A 19194-nucleotide genomic window follows, 5' to 3' on the forward strand; every position below is an offset into this window, starting at 1 on the left:
AAGACAAAATGATAGTTGAGCAATGATACGGTTGTACTTGTTCTTCTATATTCATTCATAGGTTTATTGTATCAGTTTTATTTAAAAACTGATTCAATGCGACAATAAAAAAAGAACAAAACATTTCAGATACTTGAAGCACAACAAACCTTACGGTTTTCAGTGGTACTCCGTATCCGACCTCACTTTCATCCCACACCTAAAGGAATGGGCTTTCCCGTTCGGAAAATCTGTAAAATTTGACTGTTGATTGCATCTCTCAGGCGTATGCTTATCCATAGGCGTGAAGTGGCCTGGATTCTCCACTGGCCTGGTCTCACCTGTACCGCTTCCCCCGCAGGACTCTCACTCCTTCAGCCTTTCGCTCCACATTCAGCATCATGCTTTTAAACTCATGATTCAAAGTCACTTGCTTATTATACTGAATCCTCTTTAACAAGAGCCTTAACTCGTTTTTTCCATTCATACGATGACAAAGTTCCCTTCAACAGATAATTCCCTCTTATAGATATGAGGAGAAAACCAGCGATTTTCATAGATAAGTATATAAGTTTCCGTTTACATTAAGTTACCATTGCCAAAAAAATCATGTTATAATCGCTTTTGTTACCAACGGCCCCGGCTTTCATGAGAGTTGAAAGTCATTAAATAGATTAGAAGAGGTGTTTTGCTTTTGAATCAAACAATTAAACAGCAATGGTTCGGCAATGTGAAGGGTGATGTTCTTTCAGGTATTGTCGTAGCGCTCGCTCTTATTCCTGAGGCCATTGCCTTTTCTATTATTGCAGGGGTGGATCCAATGATTGGACTCTATGCCTCCTTTTGTATTGCTGTCGTGATTGCCTTCGTTGGAGGAAGGCCCGGCATGATTTCTGCTGCAACCGGAGCGATGGCTCTTGTAATGGGCTCTCTCGTGGCGGATCACGGTTTACAGTACCTGTTAGCCGCTACGATTTTAACAGGAATTATTCAAATTGTACTCGGTATCCTTAAATTTGGCAGAGTCATGAAGTTCATTCCCCGCCCGGTTATGATCGGCTTTGTCAATGCACTTGCCATCTTAATTTTCTCTTCCCAGCTTCCGCATTTTGCTGGAGAATCATGGCCGATGTACGCGATGGCTGCCGGGGCACTTGCAATTATTTATCTGCTGCCTCTTGTAACGAAAGCCATCCCTTCTCCATTAGTGGCAATCATTGTGATTACGGTGGTTGCGGTGCTGACCGGCTCCGGTGTAAGGACGGTGGGAGACATGGGAGAGCTTTCACAATCTTTGCCTGTTTTCCTGCTTCCGGATATCCCGCTGACGTTTGAAACACTGCAGATTATTTTTCCATATTCCATCGCACTTGCCTTCGTAGGATTGCTGGAATCCCTTCTCACAGCCCAAATTGTCGATGATATGACAGACACAGGAAGTGATAAAAACAGAGAAGCAAAAGGGCAGGGCATTGCGAATATCGCTGCCGGCTTCTTCGGCGGAATGGCGGGATGTGCAATGATCGGGCAGTCTGTTATCAATGTTAAATCAGGAGGAAGAGGCAGACTTTCGACTCTTGTTGCCGGTGTTTTCCTGCTTGTTCTCATTGTCCTGTTAAATGATATCCTGATTCAAATTCCAATGGCTGCCCTTGTAGGGGTCATGATTATGGTTTCCATAGGGACCTTTGACTGGACCTCTCTTACCCGGCTTCATAAAGTACCGAAAACGGATTCTGCAGTCATGCTTGTGACGGTAGGCACGGTGGTCATCACCCATGATTTATCCAAAGGCGTACTTGCGGGTGTTATTCTAAGTGCGGTATTTTTTGCGGGACAAATCTCAAAAGTGCACGTCACTCATTCAGAGAACCACGCCAGTAAAACTTACACAGTCAGCGGGCAGATTTTTTTCGCATCCGTAACTGATTTAGTCGCTCAAATAGATCTTACCGATTGCAGCAAAAACATCCTGCTCGACCTTACCCATGCCCACATTTGGGATGATTCGGGAGTCGGCGCTATAGATAAAATAGTATTGAAGCTAAGACAAAATCAAAATGACGTCCAAGTGATCGGACTGAATGCCAAAAGCTCCGAACTGATTGAAAAAACGGCCGTATACAACCGTCCGGATGCAAAGGCGGCAAGCCATTAAAAAGAGAGGGAATTGTTGTCCTTAAAGCCGAATATTTCTTTGGAAAAAACATTAAAAACAATAAAACCGAACTATTACGAAGCTCTATACCAGAGTTTCAAATAATAGTTCGGTTTTTTTATTAGCTGAGAACCTTTAGTCCCATCCTCTTCTTTTATAACTGCAGGAGTGTTATGTGTTGAAATTAACCATTTATTTAGAATAAATGAGGTGTGAAATGGATAATCGGCTTTTTTGATCCATTATTGTTTTTAACTCTTTTTTGTCCTTTTAATAAAGATGCCTTAAAGATGCTCGTACCCCGCTATCCTGTGCACATTGTCCCTTCCATTGATTTTTCTTCTCAACACCATTGGCAAACGTGAGGAAAAAAATGAACTTGAACAGTTTATGGCTCAGCTGCATGGACGAGCTGCATAGACTATACTTCCAGGTAACTTGTGATAACCGGATTAAAGTAAGCTGCATCCTGTTTAGCCTGAACAGCTCCCTATGTAAAGGAATGTTCACCTATGCTATTTTTTAACTTTTCTATTATTCTTTTTTACTCTAGATGGCGCTTTAAAGGCTATTCTAAATTAACTATTATATTACAATTAATAGTAATTTATACCCATGATTATTGTTTTATTCGGTCTTATAATGATGAAGATTACAAGAAAATTTTCAGGGGGATCATGAATTGAGAAAAATGCTTATTACAGGGATCGCAGCAGCTATGCTGGCGGCACCGATTGTATCCGCTTCCGTACCTGCGTCTACCGCTCATGCCGCTGCAGCTGTTTCCACTTCTTCGTATAAGGAAGCGGTCAAGCAAGGGGACATTCTGGCAAAAGTGCTGGCAGCCTACCAAAAGGCTATTTCCAGCGGAGATATTGAAGCAATCAGCAATAAATATGACGGGTTTACAAAGCAGGTATCCATTGTAGAAAAGAGTATCGGAAAAGTATACGGGGCATCAAAACGGGCAGCACTTCTTGCCAAATACATTACCCCGGCAAAAGTAGAAAAATCCAGAACGATGTATGAAGTATCCCAATTCAGATTTCTTAATAAAATATTGGATCGTCTATACGCAGAGGAAGAGTACGAAACGTATGATTCAGATATGGCCAAATTCGAAAGATTGGCTGTGCGTACGGCAGAAGTGAAAAAAGCAGGTGGATTTAAGCCGCTTCCAGCTTCGGTGACTGCTGACCTGCGTATGGGAGAAGCCATTGCTGCAGGGGTAAACTTAAGCATTTATGAGTACACCGTCCAGTATTCCATTGATTCAGAAGCAGATCTGTACACGGCAGATGCATTCTATGATGACATGAACCGGTATCTTAAACAAACCGAAATAAAAATCGGGCATGTGTCTGGCAGGACAAACCGTACTGAGCTTCTGAAAGAATTTGTGAGCCCGGCGAAATCGACTTCACAGCGCATTAAATACGAAATCGAACAATTGCGTTTGCTGGATACGGTCTATGATCTTGCTGAGGCAGGCTTAAAAGAGGAAGCCAATGCTGAGTTCAGCAAATTGGAAGGCCTTAAAGTCAAGGCTGCTGAAATTAAAAAAGCCGGAGGGTTTAAGGCACTTCCAAAAGGCGTTTATACTGAGCTTGTAGCCTATGAAAAAGAATTGAAAGACATACTGGCAGAATTTTAAGATTTAAATCCACTTTAGCGGGATATTCTATAAGCTAAAAAAATGCAAAAGTGAAAATAAAATCTCAATGTAAATCACATAATTTCCGTTTAATGATTCACAGTATAATACTCATTTATATGAAGCTGGGTTTTGTCCCAGCCTCATTTATTTATATTGCTTATCCTATAGCTGTAACTGCATCTTGTAATGAATTAAATGGATCAGAAGGAGTTCCGTCACCGGGACCAGGAGCACTGGAATCTGCCAAGAAAATTAATTCTTCTCCCCGTATGAAATTACTCGGGCCTGTTGAGCATTTGCATTGTGGAGGGTAAAGTTACAGCCCTGAGGTGGCTGTATTCTTTCTAAACAGGAGTAAGCTTGTAGTAGCTTATATTTAGATTGCTGTAATTTCGATGGCTTCTGATTATTTCATTGGTGAAAAGATTGATTGTCAGCCATAGAAAAATTACCCCCCTTTCTTTATTTAGCTTATATTCAAGCTGGTCAAGTGTTAAGAAACTTTTCTGTTTCTACAATTTTTTAAATTGGTGTAGCGGCAGTACACCTGAAAATGTAAAGTTGATGAAGTAATAGTTACTTCCGAGACACAAATTTATACACTTTTGCTTGTTTAAAGATGTACAGAGTCATTCATTTACAATGATTCTTTACCCAAATTGGCCTGCAATGATTATTACCGTGGCGTAGTGTAGAACCTCGTGTAAAATGGCATTCAAAAGCTTTGGCTCCTAAAAGACTTCATTCCACTACTTAAAATTTACATTCGTTGTAAAGAAGGTGCTTCGTATTTATATCGCTAATAGGCTATTCGGAATAACAGCTCAGCGTTTTCCTGATCAATGGGCAGGTACCTAATTTTATATCTATGATTTACTATCTGTATTTACTTTAATGTTTGATCCTGCTTTCCAAACGTTTTCTAAACGGGCTCAACTTAAAATTCCGGATTAGGTCATGGTACTTTCTGGAATAGGGCTCATCCGGTTTTTGCTGTAGCGATGGCGATAGACGTCGCGAGGTGGAAACCATAAAAAAAATCCGAACTTATACGAAGTTCGAATTCGAATTAAACAATAGTTCGGACTTTTCTTTTGTTGATAACCTTTTTTCTCAACCTCATTGTATAATTATCAATAGTTTTATCTAACAGAAACCCAATAAAAAATACCTTTTCGCTATACTGATTTTTTGATCCAGCATAGGCTCAGCTCTCCTGACATTCGTAACTCATCGGATTCAGCTACATACTAAATTGGGAGGATCACACCAAATAACATGATTAAGCTCTTTAAATGGAATACCAAGCTCGCTTGACAGCATAGCTACCAGAGTCTCTGATGGATAAACCTCTCCCCGTTCAATTCTTTCAATGTAAGGTTTGGTAAAATTCAGCTTTTCCGCAAACTCTTCTTCGGTTAAACCAAGTTCAAGCCTTTTTTCTCTAATAAAAGCCCCATAGCTACTGCACGGTGAACCCAACATTTTCATTCCTCCTCTAATTCTTATTATTATTTTTAGCAATTGTTCTCTGGGAGACCAATTAGCATAAAACCATTTTCCTGAAAATCAAGGGTTATATCTTTTGCGGCATCCGCAGCCAACTGATCAATAGCTATTTGAATACCGTTAATTTGATAAACTTGGTCATCTTGGTTAGGCTCATCAAGTCCTAATCCTATTTGTGGTCCACAGCACCCCTGGCCCATGAAATAAATCCTCACGCAATTTGCCTGATTCTCTTCCATTGCTAGAATTAGCTGTTGCTTAGCTTCATTTGTAATCTCCATAAAAATGCACCTCGTTCCTATGAATATAGACGCTTTAGGGTATCTTTCATTTCGGGCTTCACTTGAATTGCCGCACGAATGGATTTCGCTTTTTCTTCTGCTTCTTCTATTGAACCGGCAAGACCCAAGTTCATCAAAGTCCCAATTGCAACGGTTCCTGTTCGATTTTTTCCGCCAGAGCAATGAAAATAAATATTCTTGTTTTCATCATAGGCTTTTTTGACTTCGTCCAATGCCCGTTTAACGGATTCATCCTGCTTCTCTTTATCATCGACAATTGGAAGATGTATTCTGTTATCCAGATGATGATTGTTTTTTGATTCTGCTCTTAAGTCGTAAATGACATCAATCTTTTCATTTTCCAATAATTCACTGATATCATCTGCACCCCCGATAAAGATGCGGTTTTTCACTAACTCCTGGTATGATTTCTTTTCCATTCTCATTCTTCCTCCCTATTCAGACAGAGACTCGCTCCAGTCATGGATTGCTTGCCCTTCAAGATAACGTTCAGTGTCTAATGCTGCCATACATCCAGAGCCTGCTGCGGTAATGGCCTGGCGGTAATCTTTATCCTGCACATCTCCGCACGCAAAGACGCCTTCCACACTTGTTTTAGTCGTGCCAGGCACCACATTTATGTAGCCTGCGGCATCTGTATCAATTTGTCCCCCAAGAAAGGCTGTATTCGGGTTATGGCCAATGGCTACAAATATTCCATCTGTTTCAATCAGCTTTTCTGTCCCCGTCACATTGTCGATTACTTTTAAGGCTGATACTTTTTGACCATCACTCATCACTTCAATTGGAGTTGAATCCAAACTCCACGTAATTTTAGGATTTTGCTTCGCACGGTCCTGCATAATTTTTGAAGCCCTTAGCTCCTTACGTCGATGTACTACAACTACCTCTGATGCAAATTTTGTAAGAAAACTCGCTTCTTCCATTGCAGAATCTCCGCCGCCTACAATCACAACTTTCTTTCCTCGGTAAAAAAATCCATCACACGTTGCACAGGTGCTCACACCCGAACCAATGTTTTCTTTTTCTCCTGGAATTCCAAGAAGCCTGGCTGATGCACCAGTTGATATGATAAGCGAGTCTGTAATAACCTCCCCAACACCATTAACTTGCAGTTTGAAGGGACGATCATTAAAATCAACAGATGTGACCCAGCCTCTTTTAAATTCAGCTCCAAATCGTTCGGCTTGCTTCCTCATATTGTCCATGAGCACAGGACCCGTAATTCCATCAACAAAACCAGGAAAATTCTCAACTTCTGTTGTCAGTGTCAATTGGCCTCCTGGCTGATCTCCTTCTATGATCAAGGGGCTCATATTTGCTCTCGCTAAATAGATAGCGGCGGTTAAACCTGCTGGACCAGTACCAAGTATTACAACTCTATTCATTACAAATCCTCCGTTTGCAGAAAATGTGCTACACCAGATATTCTAAAAGCTTATTGTATCCAATCTTTTCGTCCTCCATCCAAGGAATGATGGCTGTATTTTGCCCTAATTCTGTATAGACGCGCTGGATCCATTGTTTTTCTGAATGGGCTTTGCTTTTCAGTATTGGATCTTTCGTTTCTGCAGCCAGTAAACTTTGATTAATTACCCACCATTGAGGTACAATGCTTGCCCTCTTCAAATCAGCTTGCAATCGATTCGCTTCAAAAACAGGGGTTGCTTCAGGCAAAGTGACAATAACCACAGCTGTTTCCTTATGATTTCTAAGTCTTGGGAGCAGCTTCTTCACACTATCCGGCACTTCTCCTGATGCTCTTTCCATTTCTCTATGATAGGCCTCTGTTGCATCCAAAAGTAATAAAGTATGCCCGGTTGGTGCCGTATCAATAATCACAATATCCTGCTCAGAACGGTCCACCACATCTGCAAAGGCTCTGAAGACGGCTATTTCCTCTGTACAAGGAGAACTAAGATCTTCCTCTAAATAGGCAAGGCTTTCTTCATCCAGTTCTTTTTCACTTTTGGAGATCACTTCGCTCTTATACTTTTGAACTTCTGTTTCAGGATGAATTCTGCTGATAGTAAGAGTGTCTTTCATTTTGGAGTTGCTGAACATATAATCGAGATGTGCTGCTGGATCAGTTGTCGTCAAATGGACGCTGTGCCCTTTTTCTGCAAGTCCGACTGCAATTGCAGATGCAACCGTAGTTTTACCGACTCCTCCTTTTCCCATTGTAAAAATCACACGGGTGTTTTGTGCTGAGAAACGTTCAACCATTTCAGCCAGTCCATGCATGTTAAAAGCGGCCTCATCATTAGGAATATCATCTTCCAGATAATCCGTCTGCGGCAGAAAAAGATTACGCAATCTTTGAATCCCCGTTAATGAATAAGGAACAAAAGGCAACTGGTAATTCATGATTTGCTCTAAAGAGGAAGGAATTTTTTTCAAAGCTTCTCTCTGACGATTATAAAATGTGCTTGAAACCTCATCATCATTCCATTTCGATTGCAGCACGCCATTAATAATCAGGAGCTGATTACGGATTCCGATTTCTTTCAGCTCGCCTGCAGCACGATCGGCTTCAATCAAAGAAGCAGTATCTGGCCTCGCAACCAGAATCAGGGTTGTTTTTTCTTGATCGGATAATGCCTTGACAGCCTCTGAATAAGAAGTCTTTTTGTCCACCAGTCCAGATAATGGACCTAAACAGGATGCACCGCGGGTACTTTCTTTTAAATATTTCCCCCATGCGGACGGGAGCTGCAGCAGTCTAAGCGTGTGCCCCGTGGGCGCCGTGTCAAACAGAATATGATCAAATTCCCCCGAAATTTCTTTATTAATTAAGATGTTGGTAAATTCATCAAAAGCTGCAATTTCTGTTGTGCAAGCCCCTGACATCTGCTCTTCCATTTGGGCAATGACAGCAGACGGCAGCTTCCCGCGATAAGGACCAACTACCTTTTCCCGATAAGAAGACGCAGCCGTTTCCGGATCCAAGTTTAAAGCATATAAATTTGATACTCCCTGAATTTGCTTAGGTTTATCTGTTAAATCTGTTTCAAACACATCTTGCAGATTAGAGGCTGGGTCCGTACTGACAATTAGAACCTTTTTTCCCTGATCTGCAAGATATACAGCTGTAGCGCTCGCTACGGATGTCTTGCCGACTCCTCCCTTACCTGTAAAAAATAAATAAGGAACAGCAGGAAGATTATTTGGACGATATAACTCCGTCATCGGATTCCCTCCAGTTGTTATTTTTCTGTGTTTAATTTAAGCCGGATTTTCGGTTTTTGAAACACCAATTCCTTTTCATCAAAACCAAAGATTTCTGCAAAATCTTCATTAGAAGGATAGGTTTGAGTCCTATAGATTTCCCCGTTCAATAAAGTGACGGGAAGAATTTCGGGGCCATTCTTCTCTAATAAAGCTAAGATTTTCGGATGAGTCGAAAAAGCCTCTGGATCGTTTGCAAGGTTATACCGCTTAATGTTGTAGCCTTTATTTCCGAGCGTATAAACGGCTGAAGCCAACCGTGTTAGCTCTGGATCAATTCCAGGTCCGCATACACCTGTTGGGCAGCACATCGCCGGGTCAAATATTTGGATCGTGCTCATCTTATTCCCCTCCTGCATATAAGTATTTGCTTATATTATGTTTAAGAAAATAGCCGAGAGTGAACCCCCGGCTATTAGATTACTTCCCTGTTTCCGCAAAACGTTTAATCCGTTCCCCTATTTCATCACGGACCCGCTGGAATACAGCCCATTTTTCTTCATCTGTACCAGTTGCTTTCGCTGGATCCTCAAAGCCCCAGTGCTCACGGCGGACGTGAGGCGGCGTCATTGGACACTTGTCCGCAGCATCTCCGCAAAGTGTTACCACAAAATCAGCGTTATTCAAAATTTCGTTATCGATGATGTCTGATGTTTGATCTGTAATATCAATATCAACCTCATTCATCGCTTTTACAGCATTGGGATTTAGGCCGTGAGCTTCAATACCGGCGCTAAGTACGTTCCACTCATCCCCAAGGTATTTTTTTCCCCATGCTTCTGCCATTTGGCTGCGGCATGAATTTCCTGTGCAAAGAAAGTAAAGTGTTTTTTTAGACATAATGTAAGTCTCCTTTTGAATGTATTGGATTTAGAAAACCAACAGCCATAGATACAGGCCGATTAGCGTAATAAGAAGAGTCGGGACTGTTAAGATGATTCCCGTTCTAAAATAGGTTCCCCATGATATTTTAACACCCTTCAGCGAAAGAACATGAAGCCAGAGAAGGGTTGCGAGAGAACCGATCGGTGTGATTTTCGGCCCCAAATCCGAACCAATCACATTTGCATATATGAGTGCTTCCCGGGTGATGCCTGAGGTATCGGTATCAGCGATTGCCAGGGCATCAATCATGACAGTCGGCATGTTGTTCATGACAGATGAAAGAATCGCCGCAATAAAACCCATGCCAATCGTTGCTGCAAACAAACCTTGATCTGCCACGGCCTGTATCACGTCTGCAAGAACGCTTGTCAATCCAGCATTCCGAAGACCATATACAACTACGTACATCCCGATAGAGAAGAACACGATGGCCCATGGAGCGCCCTTTAGTACCTTACCCGTTGGAACTGCAGGACTTCTTTTCGCCATGAATAAAAAGAAAATCGCGATAATCCCGGCAATAATTGACACTGGAATTCCAATAAGTTCACTAATAAAATATCCAGCTAACAATACACCAAGCACGATCCATGAAAGTTTAAACATTTTCATATCCCTAATTGCTTCTTTCGGCTGTTTCAAACTGGTCACATCATAATTTTTCGGGATACTCTTTCTAAAGAAGAGGTACAAAACCAGGATGCTTGCTGCAAGCGAGAAGAAGTTAGGCACAATCATTCTGCTTGCATACTCGGCAAAGCCAATATTGAAGAAGTCAGCTGATACAATGTTCACCAGGTTACTGACGACAAGCGGAAGTGACGTTGTATCCGCGATAAATCCGCTAGCGATGATAAACGGAAAAACGAACTTTTCTTCAAAGTTTAAATTACGAACCATCGCCAGAACAATCGGTGTCAGAATAAGTGCTGCCCCGTCATTAGCAAAGAAAGCAGCGACTACAGCTCCCAGAATACTCACATAAACAAACATGCGGACTCCGCTGCCTTTTGCCGCTTTCGCCATATGCAGAGCAGACCATTCAAAGAATCCAATTTCATCTAATATCAAAGAAATAATAATAACCGCTATAAAGGTTAAAGTAGCATTCCATACGATGCCTGTTACATCCCATACATCCTGAAAGTCGACAACCCCAACGATAAGCGCAAGAACCGCACCGCCGCAGGCAGACCAGCCGATGGATAGATTCTTCGGCTGCCAAATCACAAGAATCAGGGTCAGAAGAAAAATCAAAGATGCTAAAATCACTGATGTCAAAAGGGTCCCTCCTTTATTCGCAAATTATTCGCAAGCCCTGCCTTTCAAGATCCTTCAGCTTTTGATCTTGATCCGGAATAAACTCAAGCAGATTTTGAACAAATTCATAAGTTTCACTTTCCTGGTTCAGCGAATAGAAAATCCACTGCCCATTTCGCTTTTCTTTCACAAGCCCCGCATCTTTCAATTTTCGTAAATGCTGGCTGATTGCAGGCTGGCTGGCTTGAAAAATCACGGTAAATTCACACACACAGCATTCATTTTTCTGAAGCATTTTCATCATTGTAAGCCGCGTTTTATCACCAAGCAGCTTCATTATGACCGTTGCCTGCCCCGTATCAATTGTTTTAGGCCGTACCTTCATCTGATGCACCTCCAAGGATCATGATATAACAAACCGCTTATATAAGCAATAACTTATATCAAAATTTTTCACCTCCTTTTTCATTTGCTGTCATATATATGCGATACATGTATTTTCTTATTTTATTAAGATCCTATTCGCATGGCTGACATCCCCCATCATGATTAATCCTGATACAAGCCTTTTGCTTAACCGATATTCCTGTGGTTTCTGCTTATAAGAGGGTATAAAAAGGAAACAGCTTTTAATGGGAGAAGAGGCAGATTGGAGAAAAGACAAATTACAGCAAAAGACTTTTCCGTTTACAATACACTCGTAAAGATCTATGCAGTCAATTAGAATGATTATGGAATTACTCCCTCCCAGTTCTGGATGAAAACCGGGCTTACTTCTTATGATGCTGCACCCTATGTATCTACTGACTGAACAAGCTAATGACTTTGGCGCTGGGATGAAGACGTACCACGGTCATTATTAATATTTTTAAAATTAAGGGTGAAGGATTTCCATTACAAAAAGCCGCTCTAAAGCGGCTCCCCTGCGTCACAAATACTTCCGATTAACACTCTTCCCATCATACGTAAACAGCACTTTCTTCCCTTCCAGCGTGCTTTCCATATGGACTGGCCGGCCCCAGAGCTTGTGAACATACGGCAGTACTTTCTCAAGATACTTAAGATCAAGTTCAATGTCTTCATACCAATGCTTAAGATACAACTCGTTGTTTTTCAGGTAATCTCCGTCATTGACAGTAATATACGGGAACCCTCCGTTCACGCGCATGCTCACGAGCTGATCGCGGACACCCTTCCAATCTTTGTCGACGACTTTGTAGTCCCTCCCCTGCTTTTGAAACAGGTACATGTCCTCGCGCAGGACGAGGTCTTTTGTCAAATAGTTCCGGATGAAGGAAATATCTGATTCGATTTCCCGCACCTCAAACATTTTCTCGCGGCCTGAGTTTGGTTTAATGCCGTTCCTTTTCATCTCATCGGTCGGTTTGTCATAGCGCTCTTCAATATCCTCAAAGATTTTCAGTCCCAGGTAATATGGATTGATGCTTGTTTTAGATGGAACAACCACACCAGCGTTCAGCTTTGCGTATTCGATTGCTTCGCTTGAGGTCAGATCAAGCTCTCTCATGATGCGCTGATGCCAGTAGGAAGCCCAGCCTTCATTCATGATTTTCGTTTCAAGCTGAGGCCAGAAATACAGCATTTCTTCCCGCATCATCGTTAGAATATCACGCTGCCAATCTTCCAGCTCACGGCTGTATTCTTCTATAAATAGCAGCAGATCCTTCTCAGGAGAAGGGGGAAAATGTTTTTTCCGTTTCTTTTTCTTCTCATTTTTTTCGTTTTTGCTGTCGAGTTTCCATAAATCGTCATATGGACTGCTTTTCGGCTCATCCTCTTCATCATCATCATCCATGCTCCAGGAGAGCTTTGGTCTCATCAGGGAAGGATCAATATGTTCCTGAATGGCAAGAACCGCATCAAGAAAGTCCTCAACCTCTTTTCTTCCATAAAGCACTTCATAGTGTTTAACTCTCTCTGCAGTAGCGGCCATGCTTTCAACCATATCCCTTTTTGTGTTGCCGAAGCGGCAATTGTTTTTAAAGAAGTCACAATGAGCGAGTACATGGGCAACAATCAATTTGTTTTGTATAAGTGAGTTCGTATCCAGTAAAAAGGCATAGCACGGATCTGAGTTGATAACCAGTTCGTAAATTTTGCTTAAACCCAGATCGTAATGAATTTTCATTTTATGAAACTGCTTACCATGGCTCCAATGGGAAAATCTGGTTGGCATTCCGTAGGCACCAAAAGTATAAATAATGTCCGCCGGACAAATTTCGTAGCGCATCGGATAGTAATCCAGTCCAAACCCGTTGGCAACTTCCGTAATCTGTTCAATTGCATACTGAAGGGATTCATGCCCTGATCCGCTCAAACGTTCTTCCCCCTTATCACTTTCTTACCTAAATGTATGAGCCCGGTTAGGAAAAAATGAAACGGAGAGCTGTATTCCTTATCCTTCCAAAACGGTTTTGGATCACTTTCCAGGAAACATTTCACATAAAATTCATAATTAAACTTGAATTAGAGTATTCTTTCTCGATTTAATTCGACAGTGTGATACTATTAAAGTAAGATTCTAAAGCGGAGTTGTAGATATGAGATTGACTAATTATACCGACTATTCGCTGCGGGTCCTCATCTATCTTGCAGCGAAGGATAAAGAAAAGCTGTCCAACATCAAAGAAATTGCAGACGTTTACGGCATCTCCAAGAACCATTTGATGAAAGTGACGTATGATCTCGGTAAAATGGGACTGCTGAACACCACCCGCGGTCGAAATGGCGGAATCCAGCTTGCTCTTGATCCTTCCGATATTAATATAGGTGCGGTTGTGCGGAAAACGGAAGATGATTTTAATCTGGTTGAATGCTTTGATCAGGAAAATAACCATTGTGTCATATCCCCTGCGTGCGGATTGAAACATGTACTGAATAAAGCGCTTCAGTCCTACATGCAAATTTTAGACAGCTACACGCTTGCTGATTTAGTAAAAAATCAGCGACAGCTGCAAAATGTACTGTTCACCAGCTGAAAATGGCCGCCCGTTACTCACCACAGTGACACAAGGGCGGTTTTTTATATGAATAATTTTTCTGTCCCGCATTTGAGGCATTTATTTTCAGCATACTTCGCTTTTTCTCAATTAACTCCCCTTCCATCCAACTCCTGATTTTTAATTTGTCTGTTGGCTGCTGCTGGCAGTCGTTCCCTTATGCTCGGGCTGGCGGTAAGCCTGCTTGCCGTTTGGCGCCAGCGGTGTTTAACCTGTCCCGCTGCGCTTCACTCCTTCTGCTGCTGCATCATTACGATGCTATAACAAAGCGTATTTTTTATACTTGCTTACCAAGTAATCCGAAATAGACTAAACTTTTTTAAATCACTCTTACATTAAAATAATTATAATTAGATATTGACTACTAAAATATAAACTATATAATATTAATTATTGTTTGATAGAAAGGGTGGACTTGCTATGACAGAAAATAATCGTTCAAATTTAACGACAAATCAAGGTGTGCCGGTAGGCGATAACCAAAATTCAAGAACAGCCGGGCAGCGCGGGCCCACACTTTTAGAAGACTACCATTTGCTCGAAAAAATTGCGCACTTTGACAGGGAGCGGATTCCGGAGCGTGTCGTTCATGCCCGGGGATCCGGTGCTTACGGTGTGTTTAAGACGGAAACGAGCATGTTCCCGTTCACCCGTGCAGATTTCTTAAGTGAAGAAGGAAGAGAAACTCCGGTATTCGTACGTTTCTCCACGGTTATCCATTCAAAGGGTTCGCCTGAAACTCTTCGCGATCCGCGCGGATTTGCCGTTAAATTTTATACAAACGAAGGAAACTATGACCTTGTCGGAAACCACTTGCCCGTTTTCTTTATCCGGGATGCGATGAAGTTTCCGGATATGGTCCATGCTTTAAAACCAGCTCCTGATACGAACATTCAGGATCCGGACCGCTACTGGGATTTCATGTCTCTTACACCGGAATCCACTAATATGATGACGTTCCTGTTCTCTGACTATGGAACTCCAGCGGGATACCGTCATATGGAGGGCTTCGGCGTACATACCTTTAAATGGGTAAATGCACAAGGGAATGTTGTCTACGTGAAATACCACTGGAAACCGGTTCAGGGTGTTAAAAACCTCACTGCTGAAGAAGCAGCCGAAATTCAAAAAACAGATTTTAACCATGCAACCCGCGATCTGCATGACGCAATCGAGCGCGGCGAATTCCCGGAATGGGAGCTTCACGTTCAAATTATGCCTATTGATGAATACGACAGCCTTGATTTTGATCCCTGCGATCCAACGAAAACCTGGCCTGAGGATGAGTACCCGCTTCAAAAAGCCGGGACAATGACGTTAAACCGCAATCCTGAAAACTTTTTTGCAGATGTGGAGCAGTCTGCATTCTCCCCCAGCGCATTGGTTCCAGGGATTGAAGCCTCTGAAGACAAACTTCTTCAAGGCCGTTTGTTCTCCTACCCGGATACTCAGCGTCACCGTCTCGGGCCAAACTATATGCAGATTCCGGTGAACTGCCCATATGCGCCTGTCCGCAACAACCAGCGCGATGGATTTATGCAGACAAACCAGCAGACGTCACCTGTTAACTATGAACCGACCAGGCATGCCGATGCCCCTCAGGAAGCACCAGCCTTCCGCGACAGTGTTCAGCCGCTGCCGTCCGGCTATATTACGAGGGAAAAAATTGAAAAACCAAATGACTTTAAACAAGCCGGTGAAAAATACCGCAGCTATACGAAAGAAGAGCAGGACAATTTAATTAAAAACTTAACCGATGACCTTCAAAATGTTCACGAGCGAACAAAGCTGCTTGTAATCTGCAACTTTTACCGGGCAGATGCCGAATACGGACAGCGCCTTGCCGATTCCCTTGGAATGGATATCAGCGCCTATACAGCTCAGCTCAGCAGGATGTAAAGACACAAATCACAGAAAGCTGTCCCGGATTCATAAGGGACAGCTTCTTTTTTTACCGCTTTTGCTAGTTTCTAAAAAAAATGATAGAAAGCTCATATAAACACACAGACAGGCTTCTGCTTATCAGAATACCCTATAGCAATAAGAACGAAGGAGGTGTTTAAATGAGCTACAAAAAACCTTACCTTTCTAAGCATGTAAATGTGGATAACCACTCTAAAAGCAAAAGCTATTCAGACAGCGATGCAGACAGCTACAGCAAAGCTTACAATGACAGCAAAAGCAAAGCCTACTCTGACAGCAACAGCAAAGCCTATAATAAATCTGCTTCTGAATCCGATAATGATACAGCAGTAAAAAGTGAAGCCAAGGTGTATGACAGCGGAAACTCTTATGTAAAAGTTTATGTCAGTTCCGAAAGCGATGCCCACACGAAAGCCAGACAGGACCAGGATAACGACCAGGATCAGCACACCTATCAAAAAAACAAACAGTATGCTAAAGCAAACTTCGAGGAAGACGGGAAAGGCCGTCATTAAAAAAGGACAAACAGGCGGGCATTTTCTTGTCTGCCTGCCTGAAAAGGAGAATGTGTATGGAAACCCCAAGAGATTTTCGAAACGGAAAAAAGTATCCTTCCCAAACGGAGCTTGTGCAGCTTGCTTCCGTAAGCCATAGTGGAAATTCTGACGTTGATGTAAGTGTAAACGTAGATACGATGCCAATCGCTTTTGCGCTTATGTATAATATGTACGCGTCCAATCAAATGTCAAAGCAGCAGTTTGACGAAGGGATCAAAAAGCTGAAGGCTTTCCAATCAGGAAACAAACCGCCGCGTCCGGATAAAAGCGTTTTGGATTCAGTAAAATTTTATCCAAATTAAAGGGAAAGGTTCTGCCTTCCTTTACATAAAAAAGCAATAAGACGTTAAAGCCTTATTGCAGTGACTCTTGAAGAAGTTCAGAAAACTGCTCTGGATACGTATGAGCCATTTCTTTGAATTCCATAAATCTGCAAACAACCCTCTGTTTTTCAAGCCTCTCCTTCAATTCCATGGTATCCTCCCAGAATGGATCTTCTGTACCTGCAATGATCCAGCCGCTCACTCCAGGTGCTGCTTTCATATGCAGATCATCTTCCCGAATAGCCGGCACTACAGCATAAAACTCATTTGTTCTGTCCAGCTCTCCCGACAAAGCCAATTGAATCGCTGTTTTACCCCCTTGGGAAAAACCAGCGATCAAAATCCGTTTTACATCCGGGTAGTCTTTAAGTATTTTGCTGATAACTTCTTTGATCTCAACTTGCGCCCGCTCCCCATCATCCCAGCTGTACGCATTATAGCCAACTGTCTGAGAGGATTGAGGGAAGGCAAACAAATAATCCCGAACAGACATTTCGTTCATCCAATACGGAATCGTGTCCTCCATACTCCCTCCCCTTCCGTGCAATACGACAATGGCTGCGGATGGATCCTGGCTTCCATGAAATTCCACCAATGGTTTCGCTTCTTTTAAAGCTTCTTCTTTACGCTTTTCACAGTCCCGAACTAAAGCGTTAAATGACTTTCTATCCTGAAGAGGAGACAGGTCCGGATCATTTTTTAGCAGATCAGGATTCCACCAAAACCCCCGGTCAAAGGCGTTCTGCAGCGTCTTCATTGCATCCTCCTGCTGATTGAGTATACATTGCAGACACGCTTTCCAAAAGCTGAACTTGTGAAGCTTTTCAGGGTAGTTTGGCTCCTCTTGAACAAGCAAAGCATAAGCCTCATCCCAATCCTTTTTCAGAAATAAGGAAATCAGCTTCTTTTCCACCTCATGAAACATGTTCGATCCGCTCCTTCCCGCTTATGCCTACCTTTACCACTGGAATGAAAAGAAGAAACGTTCAAATCTTTTTTACATGTGCCCGTTTAGGTTTGCTTGTTTCACGATTTACCGTCACTTCTACTATAAGGGTAATAGGGGTCCGGTTTTTTCCTGCGGCTTCTACCCGATAGAAATCCATCGCATCCCTTCCATGCGTTTTTCTTCCTTCATAGGAAAAATGATGAATGGCCGCCTCTGGAAAGCTTCCCTGCACAGCTTGAAGCGCATATTCTCCTTCTTCAATCAGCATCTCCTCTTTGTGCCAATAAAGTCCTGCCGAATCTACACAAAAGACCGCAAATAAGAAGAAGGCAAACGCCTTTAGTAAAAATGATGATTTCATGCCATTTCCTCCGCTTCGTTTGTGTTCTTATTGTGCCCTTATTGAAGCCGAATAATCTTATACTGAACAGTAACTCCCAGCCGAATGGAGCGGGGAAGGCAACATTTCCCCTGCAAGTGAATGGTTTTTCAGCACACATTAAGAAGGACTCCTATAAGAGGGAGGAAATCATGTTGGATATGGTGGACTATGACAAGGCTTTGTATTATACGCATCGATCCCAATGGGATAATTTACTGATTTTAATGGTGCGCACCCATGATGATTTTCTTTCAAAAAAAATCGAACACTTTCTTCATGCTTATAATTTCGAACATGATTACACCATGATTGAACAAAATCTTTACGGGCTGCTTCGTTACATTGACCATGCATCCCATTCTGAAATTCAGGAACAAGCTGTTCCTTTCACATAGATGAATGAAAAAAGGAAGGCAGTCCGCTCGAGCGGCTGCCTTCCTTCTTTTGCTTATGTATGGCTTCAAAATTTGTTTTAAAATTTCCACATAAAGAGCAAGTTTGTCCATTAGCTCTTTCACTAAGGCAAGTTTTTCATTTATATTAAAGCAATGGGAGCTGCCAGGCAATCGTGGTGGTGCAGAGCGCCTGCATGATGGTTCTCATCTGATGTAATGTATGGATCCCGCCTCTTCCTCCGCCAGCTGCGGATACTAAAGCAACCGGTTTTCGGGCAAAATAACTGCTGTCTAGAAAGTCAGGAGCATTTTTTATAGCACCGGGCATTCCTCCTTGGTATTCCGGGGACGCCCTCTGCATTTTCCGCTGCCTCTTTCAGCTTTTTCATTTAAGGCCCGGCTGCCTGGTTTTCTTTTCCGTTATAAAGCGGCAGTGCCAGCTGAAAAGGATCAATCAATTCAGTTTTATGGTTTTTGCCTTCCTTTATGGCCTTATAGTTGTGGCCAAGTCGCAAAAATCAGGAGTATAGGGTGTACGGCGGTCAAGTCCATTTTTCTGTGTAAAAGTTCATTACAATGTTTTCAAGTTTATAAATTGGATAGGGTATTAATTTATAAAGGGAGAGAACTTAGTTCTCTTGCCCGTCATACATGTACTTTCGATCTC

The 19194-nt window shown here is 42.3% G+C and carries 20 protein-coding genes; 7 read left to right on the forward strand and 13 right to left on the reverse strand.

The window, feature by feature from the left end; genetic code table 11:
• The first annotated feature begins 667 nt into the window (after positions 1-667).
• The gene (locus tag ACQCVE_RS19185; RefSeq protein WP_426847169.1) at positions 668-2137 is read left to right on the forward strand and encodes a SulP family inorganic anion transporter; all 1470 of its coding nucleotides are present in this window, start codon (positions 668-670) and stop codon (positions 2135-2137) included.
• A 691-nt stretch (positions 2138-2828) separates the two neighbouring features.
• Complete coding sequence (locus ACQCVE_RS19190; protein WP_426863651.1) at positions 2829-3791, forward strand: hypothetical protein; 963 nt, start codon at positions 2829-2831, stop codon at positions 3789-3791.
• A gap of 1242 nt (positions 3792-5033) precedes the next feature.
• On the opposite strand, the gene ACQCVE_RS19195 is transcribed toward ACQCVE_RS19190, so the two are convergent.
• The 10 genes from ACQCVE_RS19195 to ACQCVE_RS19240 form a co-directional block, all read right to left on the reverse strand.
• Positions 5034-5279 (reverse strand): helix-turn-helix domain-containing protein, encoded by a 246-nt coding sequence (locus ACQCVE_RS19195; protein WP_426847170.1) that lies wholly within the window; start codon positions 5277-5279, stop codon positions 5034-5036.
• Positions 5280-5311: 32 nt separating this feature from the next.
• The gene (locus ACQCVE_RS19200; RefSeq protein ID WP_426847171.1) at positions 5312-5584 is read right to left on the reverse strand and encodes an adhesin; all 273 of its coding nucleotides are present in this window, start codon (positions 5582-5584) and stop codon (positions 5312-5314) included.
• 17 nt (positions 5585-5601) lie between these two features.
• Entirely contained in the window at positions 5602-6024 is a 423-nt protein-coding gene (locus ACQCVE_RS19205) for a protein-tyrosine phosphatase family protein (RefSeq protein WP_426847172.1), read from the reverse strand.
• A gap of 15 nt (positions 6025-6039) precedes the next feature.
• On the reverse strand, positions 6040-6993 hold the full coding sequence (gene trxB, locus ACQCVE_RS19210) for a thioredoxin-disulfide reductase (RefSeq protein ID WP_426847173.1): 954 nt from the start codon (positions 6991-6993) through the stop codon (positions 6040-6042).
• A 28-nt stretch (positions 6994-7021) separates the two neighbouring features.
• Entirely contained in the window at positions 7022-8794 is a 1773-nt protein-coding gene (gene arsA / locus ACQCVE_RS19215) for an arsenical pump-driving ATPase (RefSeq protein WP_426863649.1), read from the reverse strand.
• A 17-nt stretch (positions 8795-8811) separates the two neighbouring features.
• A complete protein-coding gene (gene arsD / locus ACQCVE_RS19220; RefSeq protein WP_426847175.1) occupies positions 8812-9174 on the reverse strand; it encodes an arsenite efflux transporter metallochaperone ArsD in 363 nt (120 codons plus the stop codon).
• Positions 9175-9253: 79 nt separating this feature from the next.
• The gene (gene arsC / locus ACQCVE_RS19225) at positions 9254-9673 is read right to left on the reverse strand and encodes an arsenate reductase (thioredoxin) (protein WP_426847176.1); all 420 of its coding nucleotides are present in this window, start codon (positions 9671-9673) and stop codon (positions 9254-9256) included.
• 30 nt (positions 9674-9703) lie between these two features.
• A complete protein-coding gene (locus tag ACQCVE_RS19230; protein ID WP_426847177.1) occupies positions 9704-10999 on the reverse strand; it encodes an arsenic transporter in 1296 nt (431 codons plus the stop codon).
• A 13-nt stretch (positions 11000-11012) separates the two neighbouring features.
• Positions 11013-11363 carry an ArsR/SmtB family transcription factor gene (locus ACQCVE_RS19235; protein ID WP_426847178.1) on the reverse strand — a complete coding sequence of 117 codons (351 nt, stop codon included), beginning with the start codon at positions 11361-11363 and terminating at the stop codon, positions 11013-11015.
• A 543-nt stretch (positions 11364-11906) separates the two neighbouring features.
• A complete protein-coding gene (locus ACQCVE_RS19240) occupies positions 11907-13316 on the reverse strand; it encodes a SpoVR family protein (RefSeq protein WP_426847179.1) in 1410 nt (469 codons plus the stop codon).
• 223 nt (positions 13317-13539) lie between these two features.
• Here ACQCVE_RS19240 and ACQCVE_RS19245 point away from each other — a divergent pair, with 223 nt between their 5' ends.
• From ACQCVE_RS19245 to ACQCVE_RS19260, 4 genes are all read left to right on the forward strand, one after another.
• The gene (locus ACQCVE_RS19245; RefSeq protein WP_426847180.1) at positions 13540-13977 is read left to right on the forward strand and encodes an RrF2 family transcriptional regulator; all 438 of its coding nucleotides are present in this window, start codon (positions 13540-13542) and stop codon (positions 13975-13977) included.
• A 441-nt stretch (positions 13978-14418) separates the two neighbouring features.
• Entirely contained in the window at positions 14419-15897 is a 1479-nt protein-coding gene (locus tag ACQCVE_RS19250) for a catalase (protein WP_426847181.1), read from the forward strand.
• A 164-nt stretch (positions 15898-16061) separates the two neighbouring features.
• Positions 16062-16436, forward strand: a complete 375-nt coding sequence (locus ACQCVE_RS19255) for a hypothetical protein (RefSeq protein WP_426847182.1) — start codon at positions 16062-16064, stop codon at positions 16434-16436.
• Between the two features lie 56 nt (positions 16437-16492).
• Positions 16493-16780 (forward strand): hypothetical protein, encoded by a 288-nt coding sequence (locus ACQCVE_RS19260; RefSeq protein ID WP_426847183.1) that lies wholly within the window; start codon positions 16493-16495, stop codon positions 16778-16780.
• A gap of 52 nt (positions 16781-16832) precedes the next feature.
• Here the strand turns inward: ACQCVE_RS19260 and ACQCVE_RS19265 are convergent, their stop codons facing one another.
• Positions 16833-17726 (reverse strand): alpha/beta hydrolase, encoded by an 894-nt coding sequence (locus ACQCVE_RS19265; RefSeq protein WP_426847184.1) that lies wholly within the window; start codon positions 17724-17726, stop codon positions 16833-16835.
• A gap of 61 nt (positions 17727-17787) precedes the next feature.
• Positions 17788-18111 (reverse strand): DUF3889 domain-containing protein, encoded by a 324-nt coding sequence (locus ACQCVE_RS19270; protein ID WP_426847185.1) that lies wholly within the window; start codon positions 18109-18111, stop codon positions 17788-17790.
• Positions 18112-18284: 173 nt separating this feature from the next.
• Here ACQCVE_RS19270 and ACQCVE_RS19275 point away from each other — a divergent pair, with 173 nt between their 5' ends.
• Entirely contained in the window at positions 18285-18527 is a 243-nt protein-coding gene (locus ACQCVE_RS19275) for a YhdB family protein (protein WP_426847188.1), read from the forward strand.
• 145 nt (positions 18528-18672) lie between these two features.
• On the opposite strand, the gene ACQCVE_RS19280 is transcribed toward ACQCVE_RS19275, so the two are convergent.
• Positions 18673-18888: an NADPH-dependent FMN reductase gene (locus ACQCVE_RS19280; RefSeq protein WP_426863650.1), complete on the reverse strand. Its 216-nt coding sequence runs from the start codon at positions 18886-18888 to the stop codon at positions 18673-18675.
• Positions 18889-19194: the final 306 nt, after the last annotated feature.

Origin of the sequence: Metabacillus sp. 113a (assembly GCF_050107635.1) — a bacterium.
In the GTDB taxonomy this organism is placed as follows: domain Bacteria; phylum Bacillota; class Bacilli; order Bacillales; family Bacillaceae; genus Metabacillus_B.